Source organism: Streptomyces sp. NPDC047117 (assembly GCF_040643545.1).
Taxonomy (GTDB): domain Bacteria; phylum Actinomycetota; class Actinomycetes; order Streptomycetales; family Streptomycetaceae; genus Streptomyces.
In genome coordinates this window covers 121,186-147,969 of sequence record NZ_JBEYUN010000015.1, presented here as the reverse complement: position 1 = coordinate 147,969, position 26,784 = coordinate 121,186, and the positions used below count along the sequence as shown (strand labels likewise).

General features: G+C 73.7%; 21 protein-coding genes. 3 read left to right on the top strand and 18 right to left on the bottom strand.

Going from position 1 to position 26,784, the window contains the following annotated elements; translation table 11 throughout:
- The first annotated feature begins 10 nt into the window (after nucleotides 1-10).
- The 3 genes from ABZ840_RS26930 to ABZ840_RS26920 all read left to right on the top strand — a co-directional run bounded on the left by ABZ840_RS26930 (nucleotide 11) and on the right by ABZ840_RS26920 (nucleotide 2,701).
- Entirely contained in the window at nucleotides 11-919 is a 909-nt protein-coding gene (locus ABZ840_RS26930; RefSeq protein ID WP_361563030.1) for an ADP-ribosylglycohydrolase family protein, read from the top strand.
- A gap of 375 nt (nucleotides 920-1,294) precedes the next feature.
- Complete coding sequence (locus ABZ840_RS26925) at nucleotides 1,295-1,996, top strand: ribonuclease HII (RefSeq protein ID WP_361563028.1); 702 nt, start codon at nucleotides 1,295-1,297, stop codon at nucleotides 1,994-1,996.
- Between the two features lie 66 nt (nucleotides 1,997-2,062).
- Nucleotides 2,063-2,701: a hypothetical protein gene (locus ABZ840_RS26920; RefSeq protein WP_361563027.1), complete on the top strand. Its 639-nt coding sequence runs from the start codon at nucleotides 2,063-2,065 to the stop codon at nucleotides 2,699-2,701.
- Nucleotides 2,702-2,897: 196 nt separating this feature from the next.
- On the opposite strand, the gene ABZ840_RS26915 is transcribed toward ABZ840_RS26920, so the two are convergent.
- The 18 genes from ABZ840_RS26915 to ABZ840_RS26830 form a co-directional block, all read right to left on the bottom strand.
- The gene (locus ABZ840_RS26915) at nucleotides 2,898-3,569 is read right to left on the bottom strand and encodes a hypothetical protein (RefSeq protein WP_361563025.1); all 672 of its coding nucleotides are present in this window, start codon (nucleotides 3,567-3,569) and stop codon (nucleotides 2,898-2,900) included.
- Nucleotides 3,570-3,937: 368 nt separating this feature from the next.
- On the bottom strand, nucleotides 3,938-6,109 hold the full coding sequence (locus ABZ840_RS26910) for a RecQ family ATP-dependent DNA helicase (protein ID WP_361563023.1): 2,172 nt from the start codon (nucleotides 6,107-6,109) through the stop codon (nucleotides 3,938-3,940).
- Nucleotides 6,110-6,158: 49 nt separating this feature from the next.
- The gene (locus ABZ840_RS26905) at nucleotides 6,159-6,980 is read right to left on the bottom strand and encodes a hypothetical protein (protein WP_361563021.1); all 822 of its coding nucleotides are present in this window, start codon (nucleotides 6,978-6,980) and stop codon (nucleotides 6,159-6,161) included.
- Complete coding sequence (locus ABZ840_RS26900; RefSeq protein WP_361563019.1) at nucleotides 6,977-7,741, bottom strand: 4'-phosphopantetheinyl transferase superfamily protein; 765 nt, start codon at nucleotides 7,739-7,741, stop codon at nucleotides 6,977-6,979. Before ABZ840_RS26900 ends, ABZ840_RS26905 begins: the two co-directional genes overlap by 4 nt.
- 65 nt (nucleotides 7,742-7,806) lie before the next feature.
- Nucleotides 7,807-8,841 carry a C45 family peptidase gene (locus ABZ840_RS26895; RefSeq protein WP_361563018.1) on the bottom strand — a complete coding sequence of 345 codons (1,035 nt, stop codon included), beginning with the start codon at nucleotides 8,839-8,841 and terminating at the stop codon, nucleotides 7,807-7,809.
- Nucleotides 8,842-8,849: 8 nt separating this feature from the next.
- The gene (locus ABZ840_RS26890) at nucleotides 8,850-9,464 is read right to left on the bottom strand and encodes a GNAT family protein (protein WP_361563016.1); all 615 of its coding nucleotides are present in this window, start codon (nucleotides 9,462-9,464) and stop codon (nucleotides 8,850-8,852) included.
- Between the two features lie 3 nt (nucleotides 9,465-9,467).
- Entirely contained in the window at nucleotides 9,468-9,731 is a 264-nt protein-coding gene (locus ABZ840_RS26885) for an acyl carrier protein (protein WP_361563014.1), read from the bottom strand.
- Nucleotides 9,721-11,253 carry an AMP-binding protein gene (locus tag ABZ840_RS26880; protein ID WP_361563012.1) on the bottom strand — a complete coding sequence of 511 codons (1,533 nt, stop codon included), beginning with the start codon at nucleotides 11,251-11,253 and terminating at the stop codon, nucleotides 9,721-9,723. The genes ABZ840_RS26885 and ABZ840_RS26880 overlap by 11 nt, the downstream gene beginning before the upstream one ends.
- Nucleotides 11,250-14,582 (bottom strand): amino acid adenylation domain-containing protein, encoded by a 3,333-nt coding sequence (locus ABZ840_RS26875; protein ID WP_361563010.1) that lies wholly within the window; start codon nucleotides 14,580-14,582, stop codon nucleotides 11,250-11,252. Before ABZ840_RS26875 ends, ABZ840_RS26880 begins: the two co-directional genes overlap by 4 nt.
- Nucleotides 14,579-16,849 (bottom strand): class I tRNA ligase family protein, encoded by a 2,271-nt coding sequence (locus ABZ840_RS26870; protein WP_361563009.1) that lies wholly within the window; start codon nucleotides 16,847-16,849, stop codon nucleotides 14,579-14,581. The genes ABZ840_RS26875 and ABZ840_RS26870 overlap by 4 nt, the downstream gene beginning before the upstream one ends.
- Nucleotides 16,846-17,916 (bottom strand): FAD-dependent oxidoreductase, encoded by a 1,071-nt coding sequence (locus ABZ840_RS26865; RefSeq protein ID WP_361563008.1) that lies wholly within the window; start codon nucleotides 17,914-17,916, stop codon nucleotides 16,846-16,848. The genes ABZ840_RS26870 and ABZ840_RS26865 overlap by 4 nt, the downstream gene beginning before the upstream one ends.
- Complete coding sequence (locus ABZ840_RS26860; protein ID WP_361563006.1) at nucleotides 17,916-19,235, bottom strand: SidA/IucD/PvdA family monooxygenase; 1,320 nt, start codon at nucleotides 19,233-19,235, stop codon at nucleotides 17,916-17,918. The genes ABZ840_RS26865 and ABZ840_RS26860 overlap by 1 nt, the downstream gene beginning before the upstream one ends.
- 161 nt (nucleotides 19,236-19,396) lie before the next feature.
- Nucleotides 19,397-20,707 carry an MFS transporter gene (locus tag ABZ840_RS26855; protein WP_361563004.1) on the bottom strand — a complete coding sequence of 437 codons (1,311 nt, stop codon included), beginning with the start codon at nucleotides 20,705-20,707 and terminating at the stop codon, nucleotides 19,397-19,399.
- A complete protein-coding gene (locus ABZ840_RS26850; protein ID WP_361563002.1) occupies nucleotides 20,700-22,043 on the bottom strand; it encodes an ATP-grasp domain-containing protein in 1,344 nt (447 codons plus the stop codon). The genes ABZ840_RS26855 and ABZ840_RS26850 overlap by 8 nt, the downstream gene beginning before the upstream one ends.
- A gap of 37 nt (nucleotides 22,044-22,080) precedes the next feature.
- A complete protein-coding gene (locus ABZ840_RS26845; RefSeq protein WP_361563000.1) occupies nucleotides 22,081-23,253 on the bottom strand; it encodes a saccharopine dehydrogenase C-terminal domain-containing protein in 1,173 nt (390 codons plus the stop codon).
- The gene (locus tag ABZ840_RS26840; protein WP_361562998.1) at nucleotides 23,243-24,298 is read right to left on the bottom strand and encodes a saccharopine dehydrogenase; all 1,056 of its coding nucleotides are present in this window, start codon (nucleotides 24,296-24,298) and stop codon (nucleotides 23,243-23,245) included. The genes ABZ840_RS26845 and ABZ840_RS26840 overlap by 11 nt, the downstream gene beginning before the upstream one ends.
- Before the next feature lie 61 nt (nucleotides 24,299-24,359).
- A complete protein-coding gene (locus ABZ840_RS26835) occupies nucleotides 24,360-25,481 on the bottom strand; it encodes a cytochrome P450 (protein ID WP_361562997.1) in 1,122 nt (373 codons plus the stop codon).
- A gap of 65 nt (nucleotides 25,482-25,546) precedes the next feature.
- Nucleotides 25,547-26,755 carry an acyl-CoA dehydrogenase family protein gene (locus tag ABZ840_RS26830; protein WP_361562995.1) on the bottom strand — a complete coding sequence of 403 codons (1,209 nt, stop codon included), beginning with the start codon at nucleotides 26,753-26,755 and terminating at the stop codon, nucleotides 25,547-25,549.
- Nucleotides 26,756-26,784 lie beyond the last annotated feature (29 nt).

The following is a 26,784-nucleotide window of genomic DNA, read 5'->3' as shown; positions in this document are numbered from 1 at the left end:
AGTGCACTCGATGACCGCCGATCACCGTGACGCAGAGCGCTTCGCGCGGGCCCTGGAGAGCCTGCGGGGGCTCGCCGTGGGCGACGCCCTGGGGTCCCAGTTCTTCGTGCCCGCCCATTACCCCGCGCTCAAGAGCCGTGCCCTGCCGCCGGCTCCCTGGCGGTGGACCGACGACACCGAGATGGCGGCCTCCGTGCTGGCCGTGCTGACCGGGCACGGCCGCGTCGACCAGGACGCGCTCGCCCGCTCCTTCGCCGAGCACCACGACGTGGACCGGGCGTACGGCCCCGCCGTGGACCGTCTGCTCCGGCAGGTGCGGGAGGGTGAGGACTGGCGCGAGCTGGCCTCGGCGCTCTTCAACGGCCGGGGCTCCTGGGGCAACGGCGCCGCCATGCGCATCGCCCCGCTGGGCGCCTGGTACGCCGACGACCCCGAGCAGGCCACGCACCAGGCGGAGATCTCCGCGTACGTCACCCACCAGCACCGCGAGGCGGTCGTCGGGGCGATGGCGGTCGCGGCCGCCGCCGCGGTCGTCGCCGGCCCGGACCGCACCACCGGCCCCGAGGCGCTGCTGGACGCCGTCCTGGAGCTCATCCCGCGCAGCGCCGTCCAGGCGGGGCTGCGCCGCGCCCGCGACATGCTCGACTACGGCGACGCGAGCACCGTCGCCGCGGTGCTCGGCTGCGGGCGGCGGACCACGGCGCACGACACCGTGCCGTTCACCCTGTGGGCCGCGGCGCGGCACCTCGGCGACTACGAGCAGGCGATCTGGACCACGGCCCGGGCGGGCGGTGACGTGGACACCACCTGCGCGATCGTCGGGGGCATCGTGGGTGCCGGGCCGGAGGGTGCGCCGCCGCAGGAGTGGCTGGAGCGGACCGAGGACCTCCCGTCCTGGATGCCGTCCCGTCCCGCCTGACCCCCGTACGGCGTACCCTTGACATCCCCGGCACCACCGGGGCCCGAGAGCCTGCCGTGCGCAGGGCCGGCCCCGGCCGGGACCGCCGACCGTGCCGGTGACGTCGAGCCGGTGCCGCCGAGCCGGTGGCATTGGGTCGGTCACGTCGGGCCGGTCGTATCGAGAAGAAGTGGCGGCAGCGGGTCCGTGATGTCACGGGCCGGTGGCCGCCGTCCGAAGGTCAAGGGCATGCGTACGAAGTCCCAGCGGGCGCCGCGCGAAGGTCTTCCGCACCCCGTTCCGGACGGTGCGGACACCTCCCGTGCGGGACGAATCGCACGAGAGGTACCCGCGGTGCGAGCCGTCGGCGGGCGGGGGCGTACTCTGTCTGGCGCCATGCCCTACGAGCCCCCTACGCACACGGTCGAGCGATCGCTGCGCGCCACGACCGGCGCCAAGATCATCGCAGGAGTGGACGAGGTCGGGCGCGGAGCCTGGGCCGGCCCGGTGAGCGTCTGCGCCGCCGTGACCGGACTGCGCCGCCCGCCCGACGGACTCACCGACTCCAAGCTGCTGACCCCCAAGCGCCGTGACGAACTCGCCGCCGTGCTCAGCGACTGGGTCACCTGCCACGCCCTCGGACACGCCGCCCCCGAGGAGATCGACGAACTGGGCATGACCGCCGCTCTGCGGCTGGCCGCCGTTCGCGCGCTGGAGGCCCTCCCCGTACGGCCGGACGCGATCATCCTCGACGGCAAGCACGACTACCTCGGCGCGCCTTGGAAGGTCCGTACGGTCATCAAGGGCGACCAGTCCTGCATCGCCGTCTCCGCCGCCTCCGTGATCGCGAAGGTGCAGCGCGACGCGATGATGGCCGAACTGGGCCTGGAGCACGCGCACTTCGGCTTCGCGGACAACGCCGGTTACCCCTCGCCGGTGCACCGCGCCGCGCTGGAGGAGTGGGGGCCGACCCCGCACCACCGGGTGTCGTGGTCCTACATGGACGCGCTGCCCCGCTGGCAGCACCTGAAGAAGGTGCGTGTCACCCCCGAAGCATCCGCTCTGGAGGCCGGTGGCCAACTCGGCTTCGACTTCTGAGCGGTTCGGATGTGAATCCGGTACCCCCTGACATGTTCCGTACCTACGTTTGATAGACATCACTTCATGCCTCTCATCCCCGAGGAGCCTCAGATTCACGAGAGTGTCCCGGGTCCCCGCGCAACTCCGGCCGCCGGCCGCACCGCGTCGACCCCCCGTCCCGTACCTGGTCCCGGCCCCCGCCCCGCGCCTCCGCGCGGCGCTCCCGCGGCCAGTGCCCGCCCCGGCAAGCCCGGCCCCTCCCGTGGACCGGCCGCCGCCCCGCCTCCGCAGCGCACGGCTCCCAAGTCGTCCGCGCCGGGTGCCGCCGCCGCTGCCGAAGCGCAGTTGCAGCTGATCCCCGCGCCGGCCGACGGTGCCGTCGACGCCGCCGACGAGGCGGTCGACCTGCTGCTGGACTCCGGACGTGCCCCGAGCGAGGTGCTCGTCCTGACCACCGGCGAACGGCACCCCTGGGCCGCGCACGAGCTGTCCTTCGGCGAGGCGTCCTACTGGGCGCAGCACGACGCCGGTGACGACGTCTTCTACGCGGCTGCCGACGCCGAGCGTGCCACGGGTCGCCCCGTGGTCGTCGTCGCGGTCAACGGCGGTTCGGACGAGGCGGTCGCCAAGGCCCTGCCCGCCGCCATGGCCCGGGCCGGCGCCCTGCTGGTCGTCTGCGGTGACCCGCAGCGCATCAACGCCCTCATCGGGGCGTCGGCGTAAGCGAGCCGGCTCGGAGCGACCCGGACCGGTCGGTCACGGCCGCCGGGCTCGCTCCGTACCGCCCGCCGCCGCCCGCCACCCTGCGGTGCGACCGCGTCCGGCCGCGCCGGGCTCCCGGGCCCGCCGCCGGTGGAACGGCCCGGTGGGACGCCCCCGGTGGGGACGGCCCGGTGTCCGTGGCCCGGTGCCCGTGCGGTCAGCGGGCCGCCGTGCGCCGGTGGGCCTCCGCCGAGCCGCCTCGCGAGCGCCGCGGCGCTCCGGTGGTGACACCGCCGTCGTGCCGTCCGCTCGGTGACGGCGGCCTCTGGGCCGGTCCCGACAGCCGAGGCTGTTCCGGCCGCGAGCCGATGTACGGCCGCCGCCCGCCGGGGCCCTCGCCGAACACCTGCCAGCCGTCGCGCGTCAGCGTGATGTACGGGCCGCAGCGCAGCCCGTGCAGGGTGCAGGCGTCACGCAGTCCCCACATCCAGGCGCCGTCCGCCTCCGTCCACAACGGCTCGCCGTCGCGGCAGTAGAGCAGCACGGCCGTCCGTACCGGTGCGCGCAGCCGCAGATCGTGCGGGGTCACCCGGCGCAGCTGCGCCAGCAGTGCGTTGCGGAACTCCCAGCCGTCGGGGGCGTCGGTACGCAGGACGAAGGACGCGCTGGCCGTCACCCGTTCCCCGGGGTCCAGCACCGCGACCACGGCGGTGGAGGGGCCGGGCAGATGCCGGTCGTGGAGGCCGGTGACGACCTCACGCGCGTTGCTCAGCACGGGAATTCCCGCCGCGGCCCATTCGGAGGGCTCCAGCATGCGGCCCAGCCTGGCGGCCGACGTGGCGGAGGAAGGCGGGGACGCGGTCAGGGGCGGAGTGATGCCGAAGGTCACGGTCCTCCCTTCGTCGACGCGGCGGTACCGGGGCGGCCGGGCGCAGCGTCGCACCACGACACACCCCTGGGAGCCGCGGACGGCCGGAATGGGGAAGCACCACGATTCTCGCGGTCGTACACGCTTGCGGCAATGCAGAATGCGCCGCGGCGTTCCGGAGTCGTCGGGGTGCGTCCCTTTCATCCTTCCCGCTCAGCCGTCCGGCGAAGCGCACACCGCCGCACCGGCTCCTCGCGCACAACGGGCACAACGAGCACCGGCGGAAACACCGTTCCCCACCGGGCGCCCGTCGCCGCCCCCGGACGGACCGCCCTCCCCGGTGCGACGGACCGAACGCCCGGCAGCCGTGCCCCGGAGCCCCGCCCCGGTCAGCTCTGCACTGCGAGTACCAGCGGCAGAACGCCGCCGGCCCCCGCCCGGCGCAGCAGCCGTGCGGCCACCGCCAGCGTCCAGCCGGTCTCGGTCGCGTCGTCCACGAGCAGCACCGGGCCGTCCGCGGCGGCCAACGCCTCGGCGAGCGGCGGCGGTACGGTCAGCGCCCCGCTCAGCGCACGCAGCCGCTGCGCGCTGTTCGACCGCGGCAGATGCGCGTCGTCGGCCCCGGCCGCGTACGCGATCGAGCCCAGCAGCGGCATGCGGCCGATCTCCGCGACCCGGGCACCGAGGGACTCGATCAACTGCGGCCTGGTGTGCGACGCCATCGTGACGACCCCGACGGGCCGCGCGGGCGCGTCCGGATCGCCGCTCGCCCAGCCGCCGGGCCCCTTCGCCCAGTCGGCCAGCACGCCGACCACCGCGTCGAGCACGTCGGCGGGCACCGGACCGTCCGGAGCCTGCGGGGCGAGGAGCGGTCGCAGCCTGTTGCCCCACCCGATGTCCGAGAGCCGGCCGAGCGCCCGCCCCGCGGCCGCCTGTTCACCCGCCGGGATGCGCCCCTTGAGGTCGACGCCAATCGCCGGCAGTCCCGTCGGCCACATGCGCCGCGGCTCCACGACGACGCCCGCCCGGCCCAGCTCGCCGCGCGCCGCGTCCAGTGCGGCGGGGGAGACGTCCGTGGTGAACCGCGGCCCCGCGCAGTTGTCGCAGCGCCCGCACGGCGCCGCCCCTTCGTCGTCCAGCTGACGCTGGAGGAACTCCATCCGGCAGCCGGACGTCGCGGCGTACTCGCGCATCGCCTGCTGCTCCGCCTCGCGCTGCTTCGCCACCCAGGCGTACCGCTCCGCGTCGTACGTCCACGGCTGCCCCGTGGCGGTCCAGCCGCCCTTCACCCGCCGGACAGCGCCGTCCACGTCGAGGACCTTGAGCATCGTCTCCAGACGGGAGCGGCGCAGCTCCACCAGGGGCTCCAGCGCGGGCAGCGACAACGGCCTCTCGGACTGGGCGAGTACGTCGATCGTGCGGCGGACCAGCTCCTCCGGCGGGAAGGCGATGGACGCGAAGTACTCCCAGATCGCCTGGTCCTCGCGGCCGGGCAGCAGCAGGACCTCGGCGTGCTCCACACCGCGGCCGGCGCGGCCCACCTGCTGGTAGTAGGCGATGGGGGAGGACGGCGAGCCGAGATGGACGACGAAGCCCAGGTCGGGCTTGTCGAACCCCATGCCCAGCGCGGACGTGGCGACCAGCGCCTTGACGCGGTTGCCGAGCAGATCCTCCTCGGCCTGCTGGCGGTCGGCGTTCTCGGTCTTGCCGGTGTACGAGGCGACCGGGTGCCCGCACTGCCGCAGGAAGGCCGTCACCTCCTCGGCGGCGGCCACCGTGAGGGTGTAGATGATCCCGGAGCCCGGGAGGTCGTTCAGATGCTCGGCGAGCCACGCCATCCGGTGCGCGGCGTCGGGCAGCCGGAGCACGCCGAGGCTCAGGCTCTCGCGGTCGAGCGGGCCGCGCAGCACGAGCGCGTCGGAGCTGCCGCCCGTGCCGAGCTGCTCGGCCACGTCGGCCGTCACCCGGGCGTTGGCCGTCGCCGTCGTGGCCAGCACCGGGACGCCCGGCGGCAGGTCCGCGAGCATCGTGCGCAGCCGGCGGTAGTCGGGGCGGAAGTCGTGGCCCCAGTCGGAGATGCAGTGTGCCTCGTCGACGACGAGCAGGCCGGTCGCCGCGGCGAGCTTGGGCAGTACCTGGTCGCGGAAGTCCGGGTTGTTCAGCCGCTCCGGGCTGACCAGCAGCACGTCCACCTCGCCCGCTGCCACCTCGGCCTGGACGGTGTCCCATTCCTCGGTGTTGGAGGAGTTGATCGTCCGCGCGCGGATGCCGGCGCGCGCGGCGGCCTCGACCTGGTTCCGCATCAGCGCCAGCAGCGGCGAGACGATCACCGTCGGCCCGCTGCCGCGCTGCCGCAGCAGCGCGGTCGCCACGAAGTACACCGCCGACTTGCCCCAGCCCGTGCGCTGCACCACCAGCGCCCGGCGATGGTCGGCGACCAGCGCCTCGATCGCCCGCCACTGGTCCTCGCGCAGCCGCGCCCTGCCGGTGTCGTCGCCGACGAGGCGGGCGAGCACGGTGTCGGCCGCCGTGCGCAGAGTGGTGTCGTTCGTGTCGTCCATGCGTCCATGCAAGCGCATGGCACCGACAACCGGCGAACCGCCACCGTTCTCACGCGCCGGACAGGTGCCGCTCCCCGAGGACGCACCGCAACGGCGGAACGGGCAGGGCGGCGAGCGGCGAGCCGGGCGCCGCGGTCAGCTCGGCGGTCAGGGCGCGCCAGGTACGCAGCAGCTCGGCGGCGCGTTTCCGTTCCGCGGGGCGTGGTGAGCCGACCTTCAGGCGGGGGCCGGCGGGCGAGGGCGGCGCCGAGAAGTGGTGGACGCCGGTGTCGGGCGCGTACCAGGAGCGCAGCAGCCAGCCGGCCGGTGGCACCGGCGGGCCGACGTGGTCGAAGACGAAGAGGGGTTCGCCGAGGGCGTCCGGAGCGGCCAGCACGCCGGGCGCGACGATCTCCGCGCGCGCCGCTCCGGGCACCTCCCAGTAGGCCATGAGGGCCTCCCACGCCCGGTACGCGATGCTGTCGCGGTTCGGACCGGGCCGCGCGGGTGGACCGTGCTTCGTGGGTGGACCGGGTCGCGCGGGCGGATCGGCCGGCCGGTCGGCGGACGCCGGCGAGGGCCGGCCGGTGCCGGCACCGGCCGCCGCCGCGGCGATCTCCGCCAGGAGCTGCCCGGCCCGCGGTGCGAAGGACCGGGCATCCTCGCAGGTCAGCCGCAGTTCTGGTCCGTCCCAGGCGGCGGTCAGCTCGGCCGTGACGCCTGCCGACCGCACGACCTGACCGTAGGTACCGGTATGCCAGCACGTCGGCGGGCTGTCCCGGCCGGTCAGCACCCGCGAGACACCGGCGGCCAGGTCGGCCGCCGCGATGTGCGGGGCGATGACGTGCAGGCGGAGCCGTCCGCCGGGGTGGTTCCGGGCTGCTCCGGTCATGTCCGCTCGCTTTCGGTCGCGTCGGTGCGGGCCGGGGTGGCACGGCGCCATGGATACGCGGTGGGCCACCGCCGGAGGGCGTCCGGCGGCACCGGCCCGCCCTGAGTGACGACGGCCGCGACGGCCGCCGGCGTGCCGTCGCGCGCCGGCAGCGGTGCCGTACGGCCGTGCCAGGGGCGCGGCCCGTGCCCGGAGATGCCGCGCAGGGCCACCCCGCCGCCGGGAGCGAAGCCGAGGCGGACCTCCCGCGCTCCGCGGTCCAGGCCCCGCCCGGTCGCCTTGACCGACGCCTCAAGCAGCGTCCACGCGGGGAAGAACGCGGCGGGCCCGGCCGCGGCCGGCAGCGCCGGGTACACCGTGGCGAGCACGCTCAGGGCGGCCGGCACGGGCCGCAGCCGCTCGATGTCCACTCCCAGCGGCCCGCTGCCGGCCGCGCCGACCAGCAGCAGGGGGCCGGACCGGGACCAGCTGACGTGCAGCCCCGGATGGTCCGGCAGATACGGCTTGCCCAGCGGCGTGTACGCGAGGCGCAGCTCCGCGGGCGGCACCCCCACCCACCGGCCCAGCAGGTCGCGCACCGCCAGCCGGGAGCGGCGGAACCGGCGGGCGGCCGTCGCGTCCAGGAAGGCCCGGCCGCGCTGTTGCTCCTCCTCCGTGAGCCGGGCCCGGCCGGGCGGCGCGGGGCCGCCGGCCGCGGTGCTCCCGGCAGTCCCGGCCGGTCCGTCGCCGTCCCCGTCCAGGTCCACCAGCCACACGTCCACGGCTCCCACCTCCTTCCGTACTCCCCGTTCTCCCCGTTCACCCCGTTCTCCGGGCCGCCCGGCCGCTACAGGCCGAAGACCTGGGTGGCGGAGAGCGAGGGGTCTCCGGGGCGTACGTGCAGCTCGCCGCGGTCGGGGAACATCACCACGGCGGCGACGGTGCGTTCGCCGCGGATGTCCCCCCGGTCCGGCACGCAGATCGGCGGCGTCGACAGCAGCGCGAAGTGCTCCTCGGCCCCGCACCCCGGCGCGAGGTCGTCGAGCCCGGCGGTGGCCGCCTTCAGCCTGCGCACCGAGGAGTTGCGGGCGAACACGTTGATCTCGTCGAACGGGACGAAGTCGGGGTGCAGGAAGTGGTTGGTGTGCACCGTCTCGGCACCCTCGGTGACCCGCAGTTCGTCGCCCAGGGCCTCCACGACGACGGTCCGTTGCCGGTCGCACAGGACGAGGGTGCGGGAGCTCGCCAGGGGCAGGCCGCGCAGGATCTCCAGGGCCTGCGGCACGTCCCGCGCCGTGTCCAGCAGGTGCCGGATGGCGAGGTAGGGCGGTACGCCCGGGTGCCAGTCGCCGCCCAGGACCAGGTTGAGACCGACCGCGAGGCCGTCGCTGTTCAGGCCCAGGTAGCCGAGGAGGCCACCGAAGCTGAGGACGAGCGAGCGGCGTGCCGATCCGGTGCGGCCGACCTCCAGCACGCTGATGTGGTCGTCGAGGTTGCCGTTGAGGTCGACGGTCTGTGCGAGGACCGGCCCGCCCGCGCCGGTGCGGGCGTACGTCGTGCAGTCGCCCGCCGAGGGCACCTTGCGGTACCCCATGATCTCCCGGCGCAGCTGCAGCAGCCATGCCTCCTCCGGCCGGATGCCGGCCCCCTCCGCGAGGCCCGCGACCTCCTCCGCGAGGTCCGGCGCGGCCGCCGCGACCGCCGCCTCGTAGGCGGCGATCGACGGCAGCAGACCGTCCAGCGAGACCGGCTCCGGCATGACCTTGTTCAGCCGGCAGAGCGAGTCGTCGAGGAAGGCGCGCAACGGACCGGCGAGGGCTTCACCATGGGCCCGTCCGGCGGCGAAGGGGCCGCCCGACGCACGGACGAGAGGTATGCCCACGCCCTCGCTCATCCGACGGCGTCCAGCTGGGAGACCTTCGGCTTCGTGGCCAGCTCGTCCTTCACCCGGGGCCACTCGGCGCGCAGCACGCTGTAGAAGATCGCGTCGCGGCGGCGCCCGCCGGGCATGAAGTTGTAGCTGCGCAGGGTGCCCTCCTCCACCGCGCCGATGTTGCGCAGCCCGCGGCGGGCCTGGGTGTTGAGGATGTCGGTCTTGAACTCCACGCGCTCGGCACCCAGTTTTTCGAAGGCGTGCTCCAGCAGCAGGTACTTCGCCCAGCGGTTGATGCCCTGCCCCCGGAAGTCGCGGCCCAGCCAGGACCAGCCGATCTCCACCCGGGCGTCGGCCTCCGCGATGTTGCCGTAGCTCATGCTGCCGGCGACCCGGCCGGTGGCCTTGTCGGTGATGATGTGGACGACGCGACGCCCCGCGGCCTGGTCGGCCAGGCAGGTGTCGAAGAACTTCTCGAAGTCGGCGTCGGTCTCGACGGCGGAGACGAAGTACCGCCAGATGTCGGGGTCCATCGCGACGGCCCGTACGGCCTCGCGGTCGGTCTCGGCGACCGGCCGCAGCAGGACGTGCTCGTTCTCCAGTACCACCGCGGCGTTCTGTGCCCAGGCCATGGTTCAGGCCACCTTCTTCGTGTGTCGGGACAGGGACTCGGCGACGCTGCGCAGGGTGCGCATCTCGGCGAGGTCGTGCTCGGTGAAGTTGGCGAGGTCGACGTCGGTCGCCTCGCACACCTCGGTGAGGAACAGCACCTTGTTGAGCGAAGTCAGACCGTAGGTGCCGGCCATGTCCGCGTCCAGATCGAGGTCTTCGGGGGCGACCGCGGGGTCGAGGACGGCGGAGAGCGACTCGCGGGCCGCGTTCTCGATGTCAGGCAGCATGGATGCCTTCCTTCCTGTCGTGGATCAGTCCGTGGTGAGCGGCGAGTATCTGCTGCCGCTTGGGCTTGTACTGGGACGTGAGCAGGCCGTTTTCGATGCTGAAGGGGGTCTCGGCGACCACGACCCGGCTGATCTTCTCGTCCGCCTCGGAGGCGGCGTTGGTGCGGGCGAGCTGGGCCGCTACGGCCTCCAGGTCCGCGGGCACGGAGGCCGGGGAGACGACGGCGACGAGGTCGGTCTGGGAGGGGCAGAACAGGACGCACTCGGCGATGGCCGGGCTGGTCCGCATGTGCTCCTCGATCGGCCTGACGACGATCTTCTTGCCGTTGTCCAGCACGATGACGTCGTCGGCACGGCCCCGGATGAAGAGGAAACCGTCCTCGTCGAGGTACCCGAGGTCGCCGGTCCGCACGGTGCCGTCCGGGCCGAACATCCGCTCGGAGGCGCCCGGTTCGGCGTACGCGTACCGGTGGTTGACCGGGTGGTCACTGCGTACGCTGACGACCCCGTCCTCGTCCACCAGCACCTCCTTGCCGCGGAGGACCTTGCCGACGCTGCCCACCTTGTGGGCGCCGGGGTGGTTCTTGGTGACGATGCAGGTCTCGTTGAGTCCGTACCCCTCGAAGATGGGCAGGCCCGCGTCGGTGAAGAAGCGGAGCATGGCCGCGTCGGCCGGCGCCGAACCGGTCCACAGGTAGCGGATCCGGTCCCCGAACAGGTGGCGTCCCGCGTCCCGGGCCGTCTCCGCGCCGCCGGAGCGGCGCACCCGGGCCTCGATCTGCCGCCGGGCCGTCTCGTAGAAGGCGGGCACGCCCATCACGACGGTGGGCTTCGCGCGGCGCAGCGCCGCGAAGGCCGCCTCGTAGCTGCTGACGGTGACGTCATGGCCGTGCACCAGCGCCGAGTAGATCCAGTAGCGCTGCTGGAGCAGCGACAGCGGCAGGAAGACGAACAGGTCGTCCCCCGGCTTGTGTTCGAAGATCTCCTGCACCGCGGCGAGCGAGCTGTCGATGCTGCCGACGGTCGCGCCCAGCCCCTTGGGGGTGCCGGTGCTGCCGGACGTGAACTTGATCGTCGTCACGTCCCGCGGCGCCCACTCCACCGCGGGGAGAGCGGTGTCCTCCTCCGGGCCGCCCGGCTCCTCCGCGAGCCCGCGGACCTCACCGATCGGCACGGTCCCGGGGGCGTCGGTGGGCCGGTCGGTGAAGAGCAGCTTGATGCCGTAGCGCGTCATCAGCTCGGCCGAGGGCGCGAACTTGCCGGGCTCCAGCCCTGCCGTCTCCGCCTTCAGCAGCAGCGCCGCGAGGTCCAGCAGTACCCACTCCGGGCCGTTGGCCGCGAGGATGCCGATCCGGTCGCCCGGACCGATGCCCCGCGCCCGCAGCCGGCGCGCCAGCCGCTCGGCCCGCTCGTACAGCTCCGGCAGCTCCATGGTCTCCGTGCCGTCGAGGCGGGAGAAGGAGATCCGGCCGCCGAGCGGCGGCGTGGAGACGATCTGGTTGATCACCGAGTGGCCGGTCATCGTGCCTCCTCCTGCTTCGCCGTCAGCGCCGTGGCCATCGCGGACACGGTGTCCAGCTCCGCCATCACGTCGAGCGGGATGGTGACCCCGAACCGCTTGCGGACGGCGGTGAGGATGCGCGCCGCCGCGATGGAGTCGCCCCCGAGCGCGCGCAGGCTGTCGTGCACGCCCACCCGGGCCCCGCGCAGCACCGTGGTCCAGATCTCGACCAGGGCCTTCTCGGTGTCCGTCGTGGGCTCGCCGCCGCCCTGCGGAGCGTCGGCAGCGGGCGCCGTCTCCTCGACGTCGGTCGCGGCGAGCTTCGAGCGGTCCACCTTGCCGTTCTTGGTGAGCGGCAGGTCCTCGTGCCAGATGACGGCGGTCGGGATCATGTAGTCGGGCAGGTCGCGGCGGAGCGCGTCACGCAGTTCGGCCTCGGTGGGCCGCTCGTCACCGCTCGGGACGAGGTGGGCCACCAGCCGGTCGCCCCGCGCGCCGGGCCGGCTGGCGACCACGGCCTTGGCGACGGCGTCCACGGCGACCAGGCGGGTCTCGACCTCGCCCGCCTCGATGCGGTAGCCGTTGACCTTGATCTGGAAGTCGCTCCGCCCGAGGATCGCGATGCTGCCGTCGGGCAGATAGCGGCCCAGGTCACCGGTGCGGTAGAGCCGCTCGTCGCGCCGCGTGTCGTACGCGAACCGCTGGGCGGTGCGCTCCTCGTCGGCCCAGTAGCCGCGCGCCAGGCCGGTGCCCGCCGCACAGATCTCGCCGGTCACCCAGTCGGGGGCGTCCAGCCCGTCCCGGTCCAGGATGTACGCGCGGTTGTTCGCGTTCGGCCGGCCGTACGGGATCGACCGGCTGCCGTCCTCCTCCGGACCGACCGGGTGCAGGATGTTCCAGATCGTCGTCTCGGTCGGGCCGCCGAGCGAGACGACGTCCAGGCCGGGCTTGAGGCGGCGCAGCGCGGCCGGCAGCGCCGGCGGGATGCGGTCGCCGCTCATCATCACCAGGCGCAGCGCGGGCGGCACCACCGCGTCGGCGACGGCCTGTTCGTGCATCATGGACACGATGGCGGGCACGGAGTTCCACACCGTCACCCCGGCATCGCGACACAGGTCCAGCCAGTGCGCCGGATCCACCGCCCGGTCGCGGTCGGGCATCACCAGCGCGGCCCCCGCGGACAGCGCGCCGAAGACGTCCCAGACCGACAGGTCGAAGTTGAACGCGCTGATGGCGAAGAACCGGTCGTCGGGCGTGATGCCGAAGCGCTTGTGGCAGTCGGCGACGACGTTCGCCACGTTGCGGTGGGTGACCATGACGCCCTTGGGCGCGCCGGTGGTGCCGGAGGTGTACAGCACGTACGCCAGGTCGTCGGGGTGCGCGCCGGGCAGCGGGGCGGGCAGGTCGACCGGCGCGCCGGTGTCCAGCGGCTCCGTGACATCCAGGCGCAGCACCTCCCGTTCGCCCGACGGGTCCTGCCAGTCGAGGTTGGTGAGCACCTGGCGCACCCGGCCGTCGCGCAGCATGTAGCTCTGCCGCTCGGCGGGCAGTGCCCCGTCCACGGGCAGGTACGCGGCGCCCGCGAGGACCGTGGCGAGGATGCCGATGATCTGCTCGGGTCCGCGGCCCATCACCAGGCCGACCAGCTCGTCCCGGCCGACGCCCCGGTCCCGCAGCCACCGTGCCGCGGCGGCCGCGCGGCGCAGGACCTCGCCGTAACCGAGGCTGCCGCCGGAGGTGATGATCGCGGGCGCGTCCGGGGTGCGCTCGGCCTGGGCCGCGAAGGCCTCGCCCAGCTGCGTCTCCGGCAGCGGTACGGCCGTGTCGTTGGCCGCCCGGCGCCGCTCGCGCTGGGCCGCCGGCAGCAGGTCGAAGGTGTGCCGCTGCCAGGCGGCCTCGTCGGCCAGCGTGCCGAGCAGGGAGCCGTACCCCTGGGCGAGGTCGTCCAGCAGGCCCTCGGGGAACAGCTCGTCGATCCCGTCGAGCTGGACGACCAGCCCGCCGTGCTGCTCCATGGCGAAGGCGTTCAGCCACACCTGCGGGGTCTGGCTGACGCTGAAGACCTCGGGCCCGAACAGCTCCAGCGCGGAGCCGTCGACCTCGCCGTTGACGTGGCCGATGGCGCTGTTGAACGTGAACGGCATCCGGGCGCCCGCCACGCCGCCGCGGCGGCGCGCCAGCTCCTGCATGACGTCGCTGCCGGAGAAGTGCCGGTGGTCCAGGTCGCTGCGCAGCCGTGCCTGGAGCGCGCGGGCCCGCTCCTCGAAGGTGCGGGACCGGTCGACGTCGGCCTCGACCAGGAGGGTGTCCGAGAAGTTCCCGATGGCGTCGAAGACGCGCGGGTGGATCGGCGGGCGGTTGGCCACCGTGGTGGTGAGGGTGAACCGGCGGCCGGCGCCCCAGGTGGCGAGCGTCTCGGCGTACGCCGCGAGCAGCACCGCCGACGGCGTCAGCCCGGCGAAGGAGGCCCGCTCCTTCAGGGCCTTCCAGGTCTGCTCGTCCAGCCGCACCAGGCGCTGGGTGAAGCGGCTGGCGGTCAGCGCCGCCGGGCTGGTGCGCAGCGGCAGGTCCGGGTGGGGCGCGAGGTCGTCGACGCGGTCGAGCCAGTACTCGCGCGAGCGGCGGGCCGGAGCCCTGCCCCGCGCGGTCTCGAGGGCCGCGACGTACTCCTCGTAGGGCAGTTCGCCCGGCGCGTCGCCGGCCGTGCCGTCGCGGTACTGCTGCCACCAGGCGCGGAAGAACAGGAACATGCTGATCCCGTCCATCACCAGCCCGTCGTGGCTGACGTGGAGCACCATCCGGTCGTCGGCGAGGATCGTCACCTCGGCGGCGATCAGCGGCACCTCGTCGGCGTCGAGCACGCGGTGGGAGCGTTCCTCGCGCAGTTCCCGGCGGATGCGCTCCTGCTCCTCGGGGCTCTCCCCGCGCAGGTCGAGGCGGCTGATCCGCGGCCGGTGCTGGCGGAACTCGGTGACCTGCCGCTCGTCCGAGACGAAGCGGGAGCGCAGCGCGCTGTGCGCGTCCACCACCGCTTCCAGGGCGCTCTCCAGCCGGTCCAGGTCCCACACGCCTTCGAACTCGTGGTAGACGTGGCTGGAGATGTCGCCGATCTCGAAGATGCCGCTGCGGCCGAGCAGGTAGGCCCGCTGCAGGGGAGTGAGCGCGAAGCCGGGGCCGTGCCGCTCCTCCTCGGCCAGGTGGGCGACCAGCTCCTCCTTCATGCTCTTCACCAGGGCGATGAACTCGGGGTCCATGCGCTCGCGGCCGCCCTGGAGCCGCAGGTCGTTGCCGGACAGGGAGACGGACAGGCCCCGGCTGTCGATCTCGCGGAGCACATCGCGGTAGTTCATCGGGCCCCCTCACTGAAGGCGGTCAGCGCCGCCTCGTCGGCTCGCTCCTCGATCAGCACGGCCAGCGCGTTGACGTCGTGGCTGCCGAGCAGTTCCTCGACGCTGACGTCCACGTCGAGGGCCTCCAATATCTGGTACTGCAAGGTCACGGCCTGCAGCGAACTGGTGCCCAGCTGGCTGAGGTTGCTGGCGCTGACCTCGGTGTCCGCCGCCAGCTGGAGCACGGTGCGGACCTGCTCGCTCAGCCACGGCACCAGCTGCGGGCCGGCCTGTGCGGGCCGCGGCGCGGGGGCCGTCGGCCGGAAGAAGACGGCGTCCGCGAGGCGGATCTCGCTCTCCGCGGGGACCAGCTCCACGGTGCGCGGCCACACGGCCGGCTCGGGCAGGCCGAGCGCAGCGGCGAGCCGCGCGGCGAAGCGGGGCATGACGGGCGCTGCGGCGTGCGCCAGGAGGCGGGCCGCGGCGAGTTCGAGGGCGATCGCGGTACGGGCCTCGCTCTCCCAGCCCGCGGTCTCCGCGAGGACGGATTCCTGGTGGGAGAAGCGCAGTGTGTCCCGGACGATGCCGTCCAGTTCGGCGGCCGCCTGGTTGAGCGAGAAGCCCTCGGAGCCGAGGCTGCCGGTGACCGCGGCGAGGCGGGCGCCGAGCCGGCCGAGGAAGGCGGAGTGCTCCGGGGTCCAGGTGCCCGCGTCCGGCGCGTTGCCGCCGTACCGCTTGGCGACCCGCGCCCCGAGGTCGTTCAGCCAGCCCTGCCAGGTGCCGATCAGCGTCTCGTCGAGGGTCGTGTCGTACGCGGCGCGCTGGAAGTTGGTGCGCCGGCCCTCGGGGCGGGTGGCGGCGAGGAAGTAGCGGACCGCGTCGACGGAGTCCGGGCCGAGGATCTCCTTGCCCCAGATGGCGTGCCGCCGGCTGGTGGAGAACTTGCTGCCCTCCAGCAGGTAGAACTCGTTGACGTGGTAGTCGATGTCCGGGTTCCAGCCCGGGTGGGCCAGTCGGTAGAGGGCCGGGTAGAGCACGGAGTGGTAGAAGCTGTTGTCGTACCCGAAGAAGTGGACGACCTTCCAGTCCTGCTGCGGCGCGGCCGCCCGCCACTCCTCGCCCAGCCGGGCGCCGAGGGACTGGATGCCGTGCAGGAAGCCGTACGACATCTCCGGCCACACCCAGATGACCTGCCCGTCCACGTCCTTCTCGGCGGGCGGGACGCCCCAGCCGGAGGGGTGGCTGATCGGGATGTCCAGGCTCGGGCGGCGGAAGAGCCGGTCGCTCAGCTCGCGCAGCCGGGCGGGGACCCGGCCGAGGCGGTGGTGGTCGGCGATCTGCTCGCGGAAGGAGTGCAGCGGCAGCGTCCAGCGGGCCACGGGGGCGCTGCGCGGGGTCGCCGCGGAGTGCGCCGAGGCGGGGTCGACCAGGTCGGTGACGGTGTTGGGCTCGCCGCACTCCTCGCAGATGTTGCCGCTGGTGCCCGAACCGCACCCGGGGCAGCCGCCCTTGACGTCCACCTCGTAGAGGTACTGCCCGCTCTCCGCGTCGAAGAGCGCCTCGGCCTCGGTGGGCCGCACCGTGCCGTCGGAGACCACGCGGGAGAAGAAGTCCTGGAGCCCGGGGCGGTAGGTCGGGTCGTCGTCGGTCACGGTGTACTGGTCGGGCGTGATGTCCATCAGCGCCAGCGTCCGGGCGATCTCGGCGCTGTAGTGCGCGGCGGTCTCGGCCGGCTCGCGGCCCTCGGCGCGGGCGGCGCCCACCACGTAGCTCTGGTAGTCGTCGCTGCCCGTGAGGTGCCACGCCTTGGTGCCGTTCATCCGCTGGTGGCGGACGTAGGCGTCGGCGCCGAGGTACGGGCCCGACAGGTGCCCGAGGTGCAGGTCCCCGTTGGGCGTGGGCGGGGTGGAGAAGACGAAGACCGGCCGCTCGCCGAAGTTGGTGCGCTCCGTGTTGCGGGCCGAGGCGAGGGCGCGGTCCGCGTCGCGCCAGTACTGCGTCAGGAAGACCACGTCGGTGTCGCCGGTGTTCTCCAGGACGTGGGACTCGAAGGGCTCGAAGAGGGCGACCGTGCCGGGGGCCGCCGGGTGGCGGCGCCCGTCGACGACGAACTCGCCGCGGCCCGCGACGATCACGAAGAACTCGGTCTCGTCGTGCTGGTGGCTGGCCGAGCTGCGGCCGGGCGCGACCCGCCCCCAGCCCGCGCCCACGCCGAGGCCCTCGATGTCGCTCATGTCGATGCCGAACGCCTCGTGCAGGGCGGTGTCGTCGTACGTGTTGATGATCACGCCGTGTCCTTACGCTGGGAGGAAAGGGGGAGCAGGCCTGCGGTCTCCGCCGCGATGGCGGGGGCGAGCCGGTATCCGGAGCCGTTGGCGGCCCCCGCGAAGACCACCCGCGCGTCGTCGGTGACCGCACTGACCACGGGCTCCATGGCGGGGCCGTAGGCGTCGCAGAAGATGCGGCCCGACACGCAGCGGTCGGCCAGCCGGGGTGCGTAGCGCGTCAGGGTCGCCAGCGCCTCGCGCCGGTCGGCGGCCGACACGCTCGTGGTGAGGGTGTCCGGGGCGACGTCCCACTCCTGGCAGGTGTAGCTGAACAGCCAGTGCCCGCGCTCGTGGTAGGGCAGCAGGAAGGCGTCCTCGTCCTGGAAGACGACCGCGCGGTCCCCGGGCGCCGGGGGCACCTCGATGTGCAGGGCCACGATCTTCTTCACCCGGGCGCCCAGCGGCGCGACGAGGTCCTTCCAGGCGGGGGCCGCGAGCCAGGGCCCGGGCGCCAGCACGACGTGGCCGGCGGTGAGGCTGTCGCCGGTGCCCAGCGCCAGCTCCACCGCGTCCGCGCCAGGGGTCACGCCGGTGACCCGGACGCCTTCGCGGAACTCCGCGGTGCGGCGCAGGTCGCGGGCCAGGACCTGGGTGAGGGCGTGGACGTCCGCGTACTGGCAGCCGTCCCCCTCCCACGCGGCCTTGCCGTCCGGCACCAGGGCTGTACCCCCGGCCACCTCGATGACCGGCCGGAGCTTCGCCTCGGGCAGGTACGTCTCGTACAGCCGCGCCTCGTGCGCCGCGTCGGCGATCACCGTCATGGCCAGCGGATGGATCGGCAGGTCCGGGCGGGCGGCCTTGAGGGCGGCCCAGTGGTCCTGGCTGTACGCCGCCATGCCGCGGACCCGCTCCGTGGAGCCGCGGGGAAAGTGCAGGCCGGCCGAGCGGCGGGTGGCGCCGCTGCCGACCGCGTCCTGCTCCAGCACGACCACGGAGGCGTCCGGGTCGCGGGCGAGGATCTCCCGGGTGATCATGCAGCCGAGCACGCCGCCGCCGACCACCGCGAAGTCGGTACGGTTCCCCGTCATCACGCGCCCCACAGGACCTTGGCGCCGGCCTTGGACGACCACTCGATGAACGAGGCCAGCTGCTCGTCGCTGCGCACCCCGCTCAGCCGGTCGGCGATGCGCTGGCTGCGCCAGGCGTTCAGGCTGAGGTTGGGGTCGGCGAGGCCGCGCTGTCCGCGGGCGGCGTTCTGCACGAAGATCCGGCGGTCGTCGGGGCCGTCCCAGCGCACCGCGTAGTGCTCGTCGATGCTCAGCTCGTCGCCGTGGCGCTCCAGGCGGTCGGCGATCGGGGCGAGGAAGTCCATCCGGGCCGGGCGGAAGCCGGTGGCCCAGATGATGACGTCCGCCTCGAAGTGCTCGACGGCGTCGGGCTCGTCGTTGTGCCGGACGCTGATGTCCCAGCCGCCCGCGGCGCCGGCCTCGACGCCGGTGACCTCGCGGTTGGGGTGCAGCCCGACCAGGTCCGGGTTGCCCTGGACGAAGCGGTGGACGTAGATGCGCTGGTAGAGGTCGCGCAGCGTCGACTCCGAGATGCCGTCGCTGCTGAGGATGTGCTGCGCGTTGAACGCCTGCCGGATCTCCGGCCGCAGGCCGTAGAAGTAGTCCGAGTGGGACGGCATGTAGTAGTCGTTGGTGAACGGCGAGTCGTCGATCGGGAAGTAGTTGCGGCGCCGGGAGAGCCACGAGATGCGGCGCGGCAGTTCGCTGTCGGGGCGCGACATCAGGTCCAGGCACGCCTCGGCGCCGGACTGCCCGCCGCCGACCACCACGACCCGCTTGCCGCCCAGGCTCTTGGCCGCGTTCATGTAGTCGTTGACGTGGAACTGCGTCTCGCCCTGCATGCCGTCGGCGAGCGGCGGGACCCACGGCCGGCTGCCCACGCCGACGACGATGTTCTCGGCGGTCACGGTGCGGCGGTCGGTGCGGACGGTGAAGACGCCGTCGAAGTCGACCTCCTCCACGTTCTCGCCGAAGACGACGTTCTCGTTGCGGCGGCTCGCCCAGGCCAGGTAGTTGCGGAACTCCAGGCGCGGCACGTCGTCGAACTGGGCGTTGAGGAAGTGGTACACCCGGCCCTGGTCGTGCAGGTAGGACAGGAAGGAGAACGGACTCTTCGGGTCGGAGAGACTGACCAGGTCCTTGAACATCGACACCTGCAGCGTGGCGCCGGGTATCTGTTGCTCGTCGTGCCATCCGAAGGCGGCTTTGCGGTCGAGGAAGAGGTTGCGCACCTCCGGGCGGCCGTGCAGCAGCGACGCCAGGCTCAGGTTGGCGGGTCCCACACCCACTCCTACGCAGTGGTACTGCGCGGAATCGGCCTGGGTGTTCGCGTGCCCCATTGAGATCTCTCCTTCAGGCGGATGTCGGCGGTAGCCGACGCAGTGGTGCCGGATATGAGATGTGATTTGGCGTGATGTCGGGCAGAGGGACGGTCGTGCGGTTCCGGCCGGACGGGCGGTCGACCCGTCCGGACCGGCGGGGGAGGGGAAGTTGTGGGGGGTCAGGCCGGGGAGGCGGCCTTGTGCGCTTCGGGCAGCTCCTCGCTCTCCTCGGGGGCGGGAACTGCGGGGGCCGGTTCCGCCGCTGCCGGCGGCGGCCGGCGTACGGCGATCAGGCCGAAGACCGTGGCGAGGAAGGATCCGACGGCCACCGCCGGCCAGACCCATCCGCCGAGCTGGAGGAAGAGCCAGCTGCCGAGCATCGGGCCCACGGCGGTGCCCAGGCCGAACATGAACTGGAAGCTGCCGATGTACCGGGACCGCAGGTGCTCCGGGCCCGCCTTCGCGGGGTAGGCGAACACCGCGGGCCCGCCGATGATCTCGCCGAGCGACCAGATGAGCGTGCCGACGACGACGGCGGCCGGGCCGATCGGCAGCCCGTAGAACGCCACTCCGGCGCCCACCAGCGCGAAGCCCAGCCCGATCGTCAGCTTCAGCGGCCACTCCTGCGAGACCTTGGTGATCAGCAGCTCGAAGGCGATGACGATGAACCCGTTGAGGGAGACCGCGAAGGTGTACCAGAAGAGCGCGAGCCCGGCGTCCTTCATGTAGAGCGGCAGCGTGGACAGGTACTGCATGTAGACCGCGGAGTGGCAGAAGGCCGCGACGAGGTAGAGCAGGTACCGCCGGTCGCGCATCACCGCCAGATAACCGCCCCGGGACGGGCCGCCGGCCGGCGCGCCGGCCGCGGCCGGCACCGGCGCCGGACGCACGCGAGCGGGCAGCGTCGACCACGCGAAGACCGCGTACACCAGGGCGATCACCGCTTCGCCCCAGAACAGCAGGGTGTACTGCTGCCCGCCTGCGTGGTAGAGGCCGTAGCCGACCAGCGGCGCGGCGGTCGCCCCCACGTTGAGCCCGAACCGGTACATCGCGAAGATCATGACCTGGCGGTTGCCGGGCGTCAGCTCCGCCAGCAGCGTCGCGGACGCCGGCCGGAAGAGCTGCGCGCCCAGGCTGACCAGCGCGACGGCCACCAGCAGGGTGCCGAAGTCGGGCAGGTAGAGCAGGGCGGCGGTGAGCAGCGCGGTGCTGCCCATGGACACCACGGTGGCGGTGCGCACGCCCATCCGGTCGGCCAGGGTGCCGCCGATCAGCGAGCCGGCCACGGCCCCGGCCCCGTAGACGCCGAGGGCGGCGACGGTGTGGCCGTCGGAGTAGCCCCGGGCGGTCAGGAACAGCACCAGGAAGATGTTGAGGAATCCACTGAGGCGGTTCACCAGGACGCCCGCGAGCACGGTCTTCACCGCGAGCGGCGCCTCCCGGAACGTCCGCCACACCGTGGCCCGTTCCGCGGCAATCGGCTCAGACACCGTGACCGCCCGCCGTTCCGGTGGTCAGCTTCACCGCGGCGCGCACCCGGTGTTCCAGCGCGTCCAGCTCGCCGGGGGTCGGCGCGTCGATGAGGAAGGTCACCGCCCGGTCGTCGGAGCTGGCCAGCGGGGCGAGCCGGGCCCCCTTGGGCTTGAGCACCAGGACCGCGCGCAGCGTCGGGGGCGCGTCCGGGCCGCCCGGCGCGATCTCCGGCCACATGCCGCCCTCGCCCACCCACACCGGCTCGATGCCGGGCCAGTCGACCGTGACGTCCTCCAGCGTGCCGGGCTCGTGGTCGAGGTAGACCTGGCGGGCCCAGCGGCGCGGCGCCGGGTAGGAGGCGGGCTCGCCCAGCGCGATCCGGACGATCTCGGGCTCCAGCGGCTGCCCGGTGGCGAGTTGGTAGAGCGCGAGCAGCCCGTCCCCGGGGGTGCGGGCCGCGATCTCCATCAGGTACGGCCGGCCGTCGGCGGCGACCCGCCACTCCGCGTGGGCGATGCCGTCGCCGAAGCCGAGTCTTCGCAGCAGCTGCTCATTGGCCGTCAGCAGCGCCCCGTCCTCCTCCGTACGGGCGTTGGGCACCGAGTGCGAGAGCTCGACGAAGGTGCGGGCGTGCGACTCGGTCGTCTCCTTCCTCGTGACGGAAGCGAAGATCACCTGCCCGTCCTGCACCAGGCTCTCCACCGAGTACTCCTGGCCCTGGACCTTCTGCTCGACCAGCACGGTCTCGTACTCGGGGTACTCCGCCAGCAGGTCCCGCAGTTCGGCGGCGTCCGCGACATGGGCCACCCCCGAACTGGAGTGCCGCGTCGCGGGCTTGGCCACCACCGGGTACGGCAGGTCGCCGAGGGCGGTCTCCTCGCGCTCGCCCGGCGGGATCACCAGCGAGGCGGGGCTGAACTCGTCCAGGTACCAGCGCTGCAGGTACTTGCTGCGGCACGCCCGCGTCGCCCGCAGCCCGGGCCCCGGCAGGCCTAGGGCGTCCCCGAGCAGGCCGGTCGGCTCCACGAGGGTCTCGCCCACGGCGTACGCGCCGACGATCGTGTACTGCCGCCGCCAGGCCCGGGCACGGGCGATGAAGCCCGGCACGAACGAACCCTCCTGGTCGAGGGAGCCGTCGACGAAGGCGACGTCGTCGATGAGGGACGCCGGATGGTCGGCGTCCTTCATGCACCGCTGCGCGGACTCGCGGTAGCTCTCCGGCGTGATGAGCAGCACCTTCAGGCCCCGCGCCGACAGCTCCCGGAGGTAGCGCGGATTGCGGCAGACCACCCAGAAGGCGCCGGTGAGAACGAAGGCCCGCGGCGGCGGTTCGGGCAGAGCGGCGACAGTCATGATCTTTCTCCCCGTGGTGTCGGAATGTAGGAACGGACTACTCGAAGGTGATGCGGACGCCGTGACCGGCCAGGAAGTCCATCCAGCGGCCGGCCTCCTCAGCGGATTCGGCGGCCCGGTTCAGGCCGGCCGGCAGCGCGCCGGCCAGCAGCCGGGTCAGGCCGAAGGCGAGCGGCAGGGACACGCAGCGGGCCATGGCGCTCTCGGTCTCGTCACCGGTCAGGTCCATCAGGTAGGAGCCCTGCCAGCTGTCGCCGCCCGCGGCCCGGACGCCGAGCGCGACCGAGAGGACCACGCGGTCGCGGTCGGCCTCCGTGGTGGGGTACCGGTCGGCCAGCTCCTTGGCCAGCGCCCTGGTCCGCGCCTCGTCACCGGCGAGGACGGTGCGGAAGACCTCCTCCCAGGCGGCCCGCCAGCCCGCGTTGCGCAACGTCCCGCGGACGAACGTCCGCAGCTGCCAGCCGTCCGGGATGCCGTACTGCGCGACGAAGGGCAGGCTGTCGCGGTTGGGGTAGACCTCGAAGTCCTCGCCGCCCAGGCGGTGGACGCGGGTGGCCTCCCACGGGTGCGCAGCGGTGCGCTCCGCGCCCCCGTCGACGTACCGGGCGGGGGAGCCCAGCGCGGCCAGCACGCCGTAGGGCGCCCAGCTGAACCGGTAGCGGAAGTCGTTGGGCACGGCCGGTATGCCGCCGCAGTACGAGGTGAACTCCACCGACTCGGCCGTGTCGCCGACCGCGTCCCTGGCGTGGCCGACGAGCCGGTGCGCCATCAGGTGGTCGATGCCCGGGTCGAGACCGGCCTCGGTCAGCACGACCAGGCCCGCCTCCGCCGCGGCCACGGCCAGTTCGGCCACGGTGTCGGAGACATAGCTGGTGCAGGCGAAGTGCGCCCGGCGGTCGACGGCCAGCCGCAGCAGCCGCGGGTGTTCGGTGGCGGGCAGCATCGAGACGAGCACGTCCCCCGCGCCCACGGCGGATTCCAGGGCCCCGTCGTCCAGGGCCCGTACCTCGGCCCGGCCGGTCAAACCGAGGGCGGCCAGCCGGTCGGCGGCGCGGGCCGCGGTACGGTCCCACAGCACCACCCGCTCGGCCTGCTCGCAGAGCACGCCGAGGCCGGTGCGGCCGGTGGAGAGTCCGGTGCCGATCCAGTGGACGGTGCCGCTGGCGGGTACGGCCTCGGCGGGGCCGGTGGTCGGCCGGCTAGCGGACATGAGTGCTCCCTGTGTGGTCGGCGTGTGCGGCGGCCTCGAAGGTGCGCAGACAGCGCGCCCAGGCCGGGTCGGTGTCGGTCAGCCGGCCCAGCTGCGGCGCCAGTTCGGCGGAGAATGCCCGGCTGGACTCGGCGGGCAGCAGCGAGGGCAGGTTGTCGATGGCGATCAGGTCGGCGGGCCGGTCCCCGTCCCGCAGCCGCAGGACGGGCCGGCCCCAGGTGGTGACCTCGTCGTAGACCGGCAGGACGTTGCAGTCCGAGGTCACGTCGCAGGTGACGTCCGAGATCACCGCGGTGCGGCGGTCCGGCGCGTCGAGGTCCGCGTGGGTCACGAACGGCGGCACGGGCCGCGTGGTCAGCACGGTGTTGACCACGATGTCGTGGCCGAGCAGGGCCGCCCGGTCCAGCGACCGGGTCTCCGCCACGTCCCACCGGGTCGGGGCGATGCCGGCGGCCTCCAGGGCGTCGCAGGCGCCCCGGCCGCTGCGGCCCAGCGCGCCGATCACCAGCGCGGTCCCGCCGTCGCCGGCCATCAGCAGGGCATCCAGGGCGGGCCGGTCGACCGGACGCAGCGGCGTCTCCAGCCGGCCCCGGTGGTGCAGCACGGCCAGCGCGGCACCCACGTAACCGGCCCAGTAGCCGAACGCCGCGAGCCGCCGGCCGTCGTCGTCCGTCAGGTACTCCAGGTCCAGCAGCGCACCGCCGCCCGCCGTGAACCGGCCGAGCAGCTCCTGCGCGCCCGACTGTCCCTTGTAGGCGTGGCCGAAGAAGATGTGCCGGTGCCGCAGCCGGTCCGGCCGGCCGGGCAGCTCCTTCAGGCCCAGTACGTAACTGTCCTCCGGCGCCTCCTCCCAGCTGCCCGCCGGGGCGGTCCGGCAGCCGGCGGCGGCGTAGTCCGCGAGCGGGAAGGCGCGCTGCGCCGACTCCTCGACGGTGATCTCGACGCCTTGCTCGACCAGTTTCGCGGCGTCCTCGGGAACGAGCGGCGCGCGCCGCTCACTGGCACGGGTCTCGTGACGCATCCACAGGCGTGGCATGTCCGGCATCAGGCTGGTACTTCCTCTTCAGGGGTCGGCTGTCAGGAGGAAAGAGCTGTACGGACCGCGCTCACAGCACCGGGATACGGGCGTTGGCCAGCGGCCGGTACGCCACCTCGGCCGGCAGCTCCGCCGGGTCGAAACCGGCGGCGAGCAGCTCACCGACGACTCCGCCCGCGAGGGCCACGGCCAGCTCCTCTCCCGGACAGCGGTGGGCGGCCGTGCTGAACGTGAACACCGCGGGGTCCGGGCGGCCGGGCCGGAAGGCGTGCGGGTCGGGGTTGGCCGCCGGGTCGCGGTTGGCGGCGGCCAGCAGCACCAGCACCTGCTCGCCCGGCTTGAGTTCGGCGTCGCCGTACCGGAACACCTCGGCGGCGAACCGGCGCGTGTTCTGGATGGGCGCGTCGTGCCGCACGACCTCCCGGACGAAGGAGTCCAACGTGCCCTGCGGCCGCCCCTCCCGGGCCAGCGCCAGCAGGGTGTTGCCGATCAGCCCCGCGGTGGCGTCGTACGTCTGGGACAGGAACCCCACCGCGTTGGCCAGCAGCGGCGCCGTACGGGACCAGGAGGCGCGCCGCGCCGCCCGCACCAGCTCGGCGAGGAGGCCCGTGCCGTCCCCGCCCCGCTCGATGCCGGGGCCCATCAGCTCCTGGAGCCGCCCGGCCGCACGGGCCGCGGCCTGCTGCTGCTCGGGCGTGGCCGAGGCGGGGATGCACTGGACGAAGTCCCCGATGAGCCGGGCAGCTTCGGCGTCCGCACCGTCGTCCAGCCCGCACAGCGCCGCCACCACCCGCGCCGGCACCCCGAACATCAGCTCCTCGAAGGGCGGCCGGGGACCGGTCAGGCACGCCCGGGTGCGCTCCGCGGCCAGCCGGGCGGCGTGCGCGGTGTCCACCCGGCCCAGCGCGTCGACGACCACCGCCTTCAGACGCCGCTGCAGGTCCCCGTCGGTCATCCGCACCAGCGACCCGAACACCTCACCGGCGGGCGTGCCGTCGATCCCGGCCGGCACCGGCTCGGCGGCGGGCCGCACCCGCAGCGCGTCGTCGGTCAGCACGGCCCGGACGGCCGCGGCGTCGCTCGCCACCCAGGCGCCCACCGCGGGGTCGAAGGCGAAGGGCCGCTCGGCCACCAGCGGCGCGTAGTAGGCGTAGGGGTCCGGCAGCCGGACCGCTTCGATGGGGGTGGTCACCCGGGGAACTCCTTGCTCGGTGGAACGGTTGAGAAAAAAGCGGGGGGACGAGGGGCGGCCGGCGGTCAGACGTCGGCGGCGGCGCGGGCAGCGCGCCGGGTGTCGAGCGTCCCGGCGATGGTCAGCCGCATGACCTCCGACGTGCCCTCGTAGATCCGCAGGGAGCGGATCTGCCGGTAGAGGCGCTCGGTGACGCTGTCCTTGACCACCCCCGACGCGCCGAGCAGCTGCACGGAGGCGTCGATGATGCGCTGCGCCTCCTCGGTGGCGTGCAGCTTGGCGATGCTGGAGTGCCGGGCGAAGCGCCGGCTGCCGCGGTCGGCCTCCCAGGCGGCCCGCGCCACCAGCAGCGCGGCCGCGTTGAGCTGGACGTCCATGTCCGCCAGCGACGCCTGCGTCAGCTGGAGGTCCATCAGCTTCCCGCCGCCGATCCGCCGCGTACGGGCCCGGGCCAGGGCCGTGTCGGCGGCCCGGCGGGCGAAGCCGAGCGCCGCCGCGCCCACGGTCATCCGGAAGCGTTCCAGGAGGTCCATGGCGATGACGAAGCCCTTGCCCGGCCGGCCCAGCACGGCGTCGGCCGGCACCCGGCAGTCCTCGAACACCAGGTGCGCGAAGGAGCGCGGCGCGAGGGCGTCCAGCCGCCGCCCGACCCGTACGCCGGGGGTGTCGGCGGGCACGAGGAACGCCGACAGACCCAGGGGCCCCGGCCCCTCCCCGGTACGCGCGATGACGACGTACACATCGGCGATGCTGCCGTTGGCGATCCAGGCCTTCTGCCCGTTGAGCACATAGCCGCCGTCCGCGTCCCGCTCGGCCCGCAGCGCGACCGCCGCGACGTCGGAGCCCGCCTCCTCCTCGGAGACCGCGAACGCGCCGATCAGCGAGCCGGTGGCCATCCGCGGCAGATAGTGCCGCCGCTGCGCCTCGCTGCCGTACCGGATGACCGGGGTGGCGGCCAGCGCCTGGATGGAGAACGCGAAGTCGGCCAGGTCCTCGGCGTACGCGAGCGCCTCGCGCATCAGACAGATCGCCCGGAAGTCGCCGGGCAGGTCCGCCGCCCCGGAATCGGGGTCCAGGAAGGCGAGCCAGCCGTCCTCGCCGAGCTGCCGCACCAGGCGCAGTCCGGCCTTCTCCGGGGACTCCGCGCGGATCTCGTCCCAGAAGGCCGGGCGGTCGTCGCACCAGGCGCCGACGGCGTCCGCGAGCCGGCGGTGCGGCTCCTCGTAGAAGGGGAGTTCAAGGATCTCCGGGTCAAAACTCGTGAGCTGTGACAAGGCAGTTCTCCGGGCGGGTACGGGCGCGG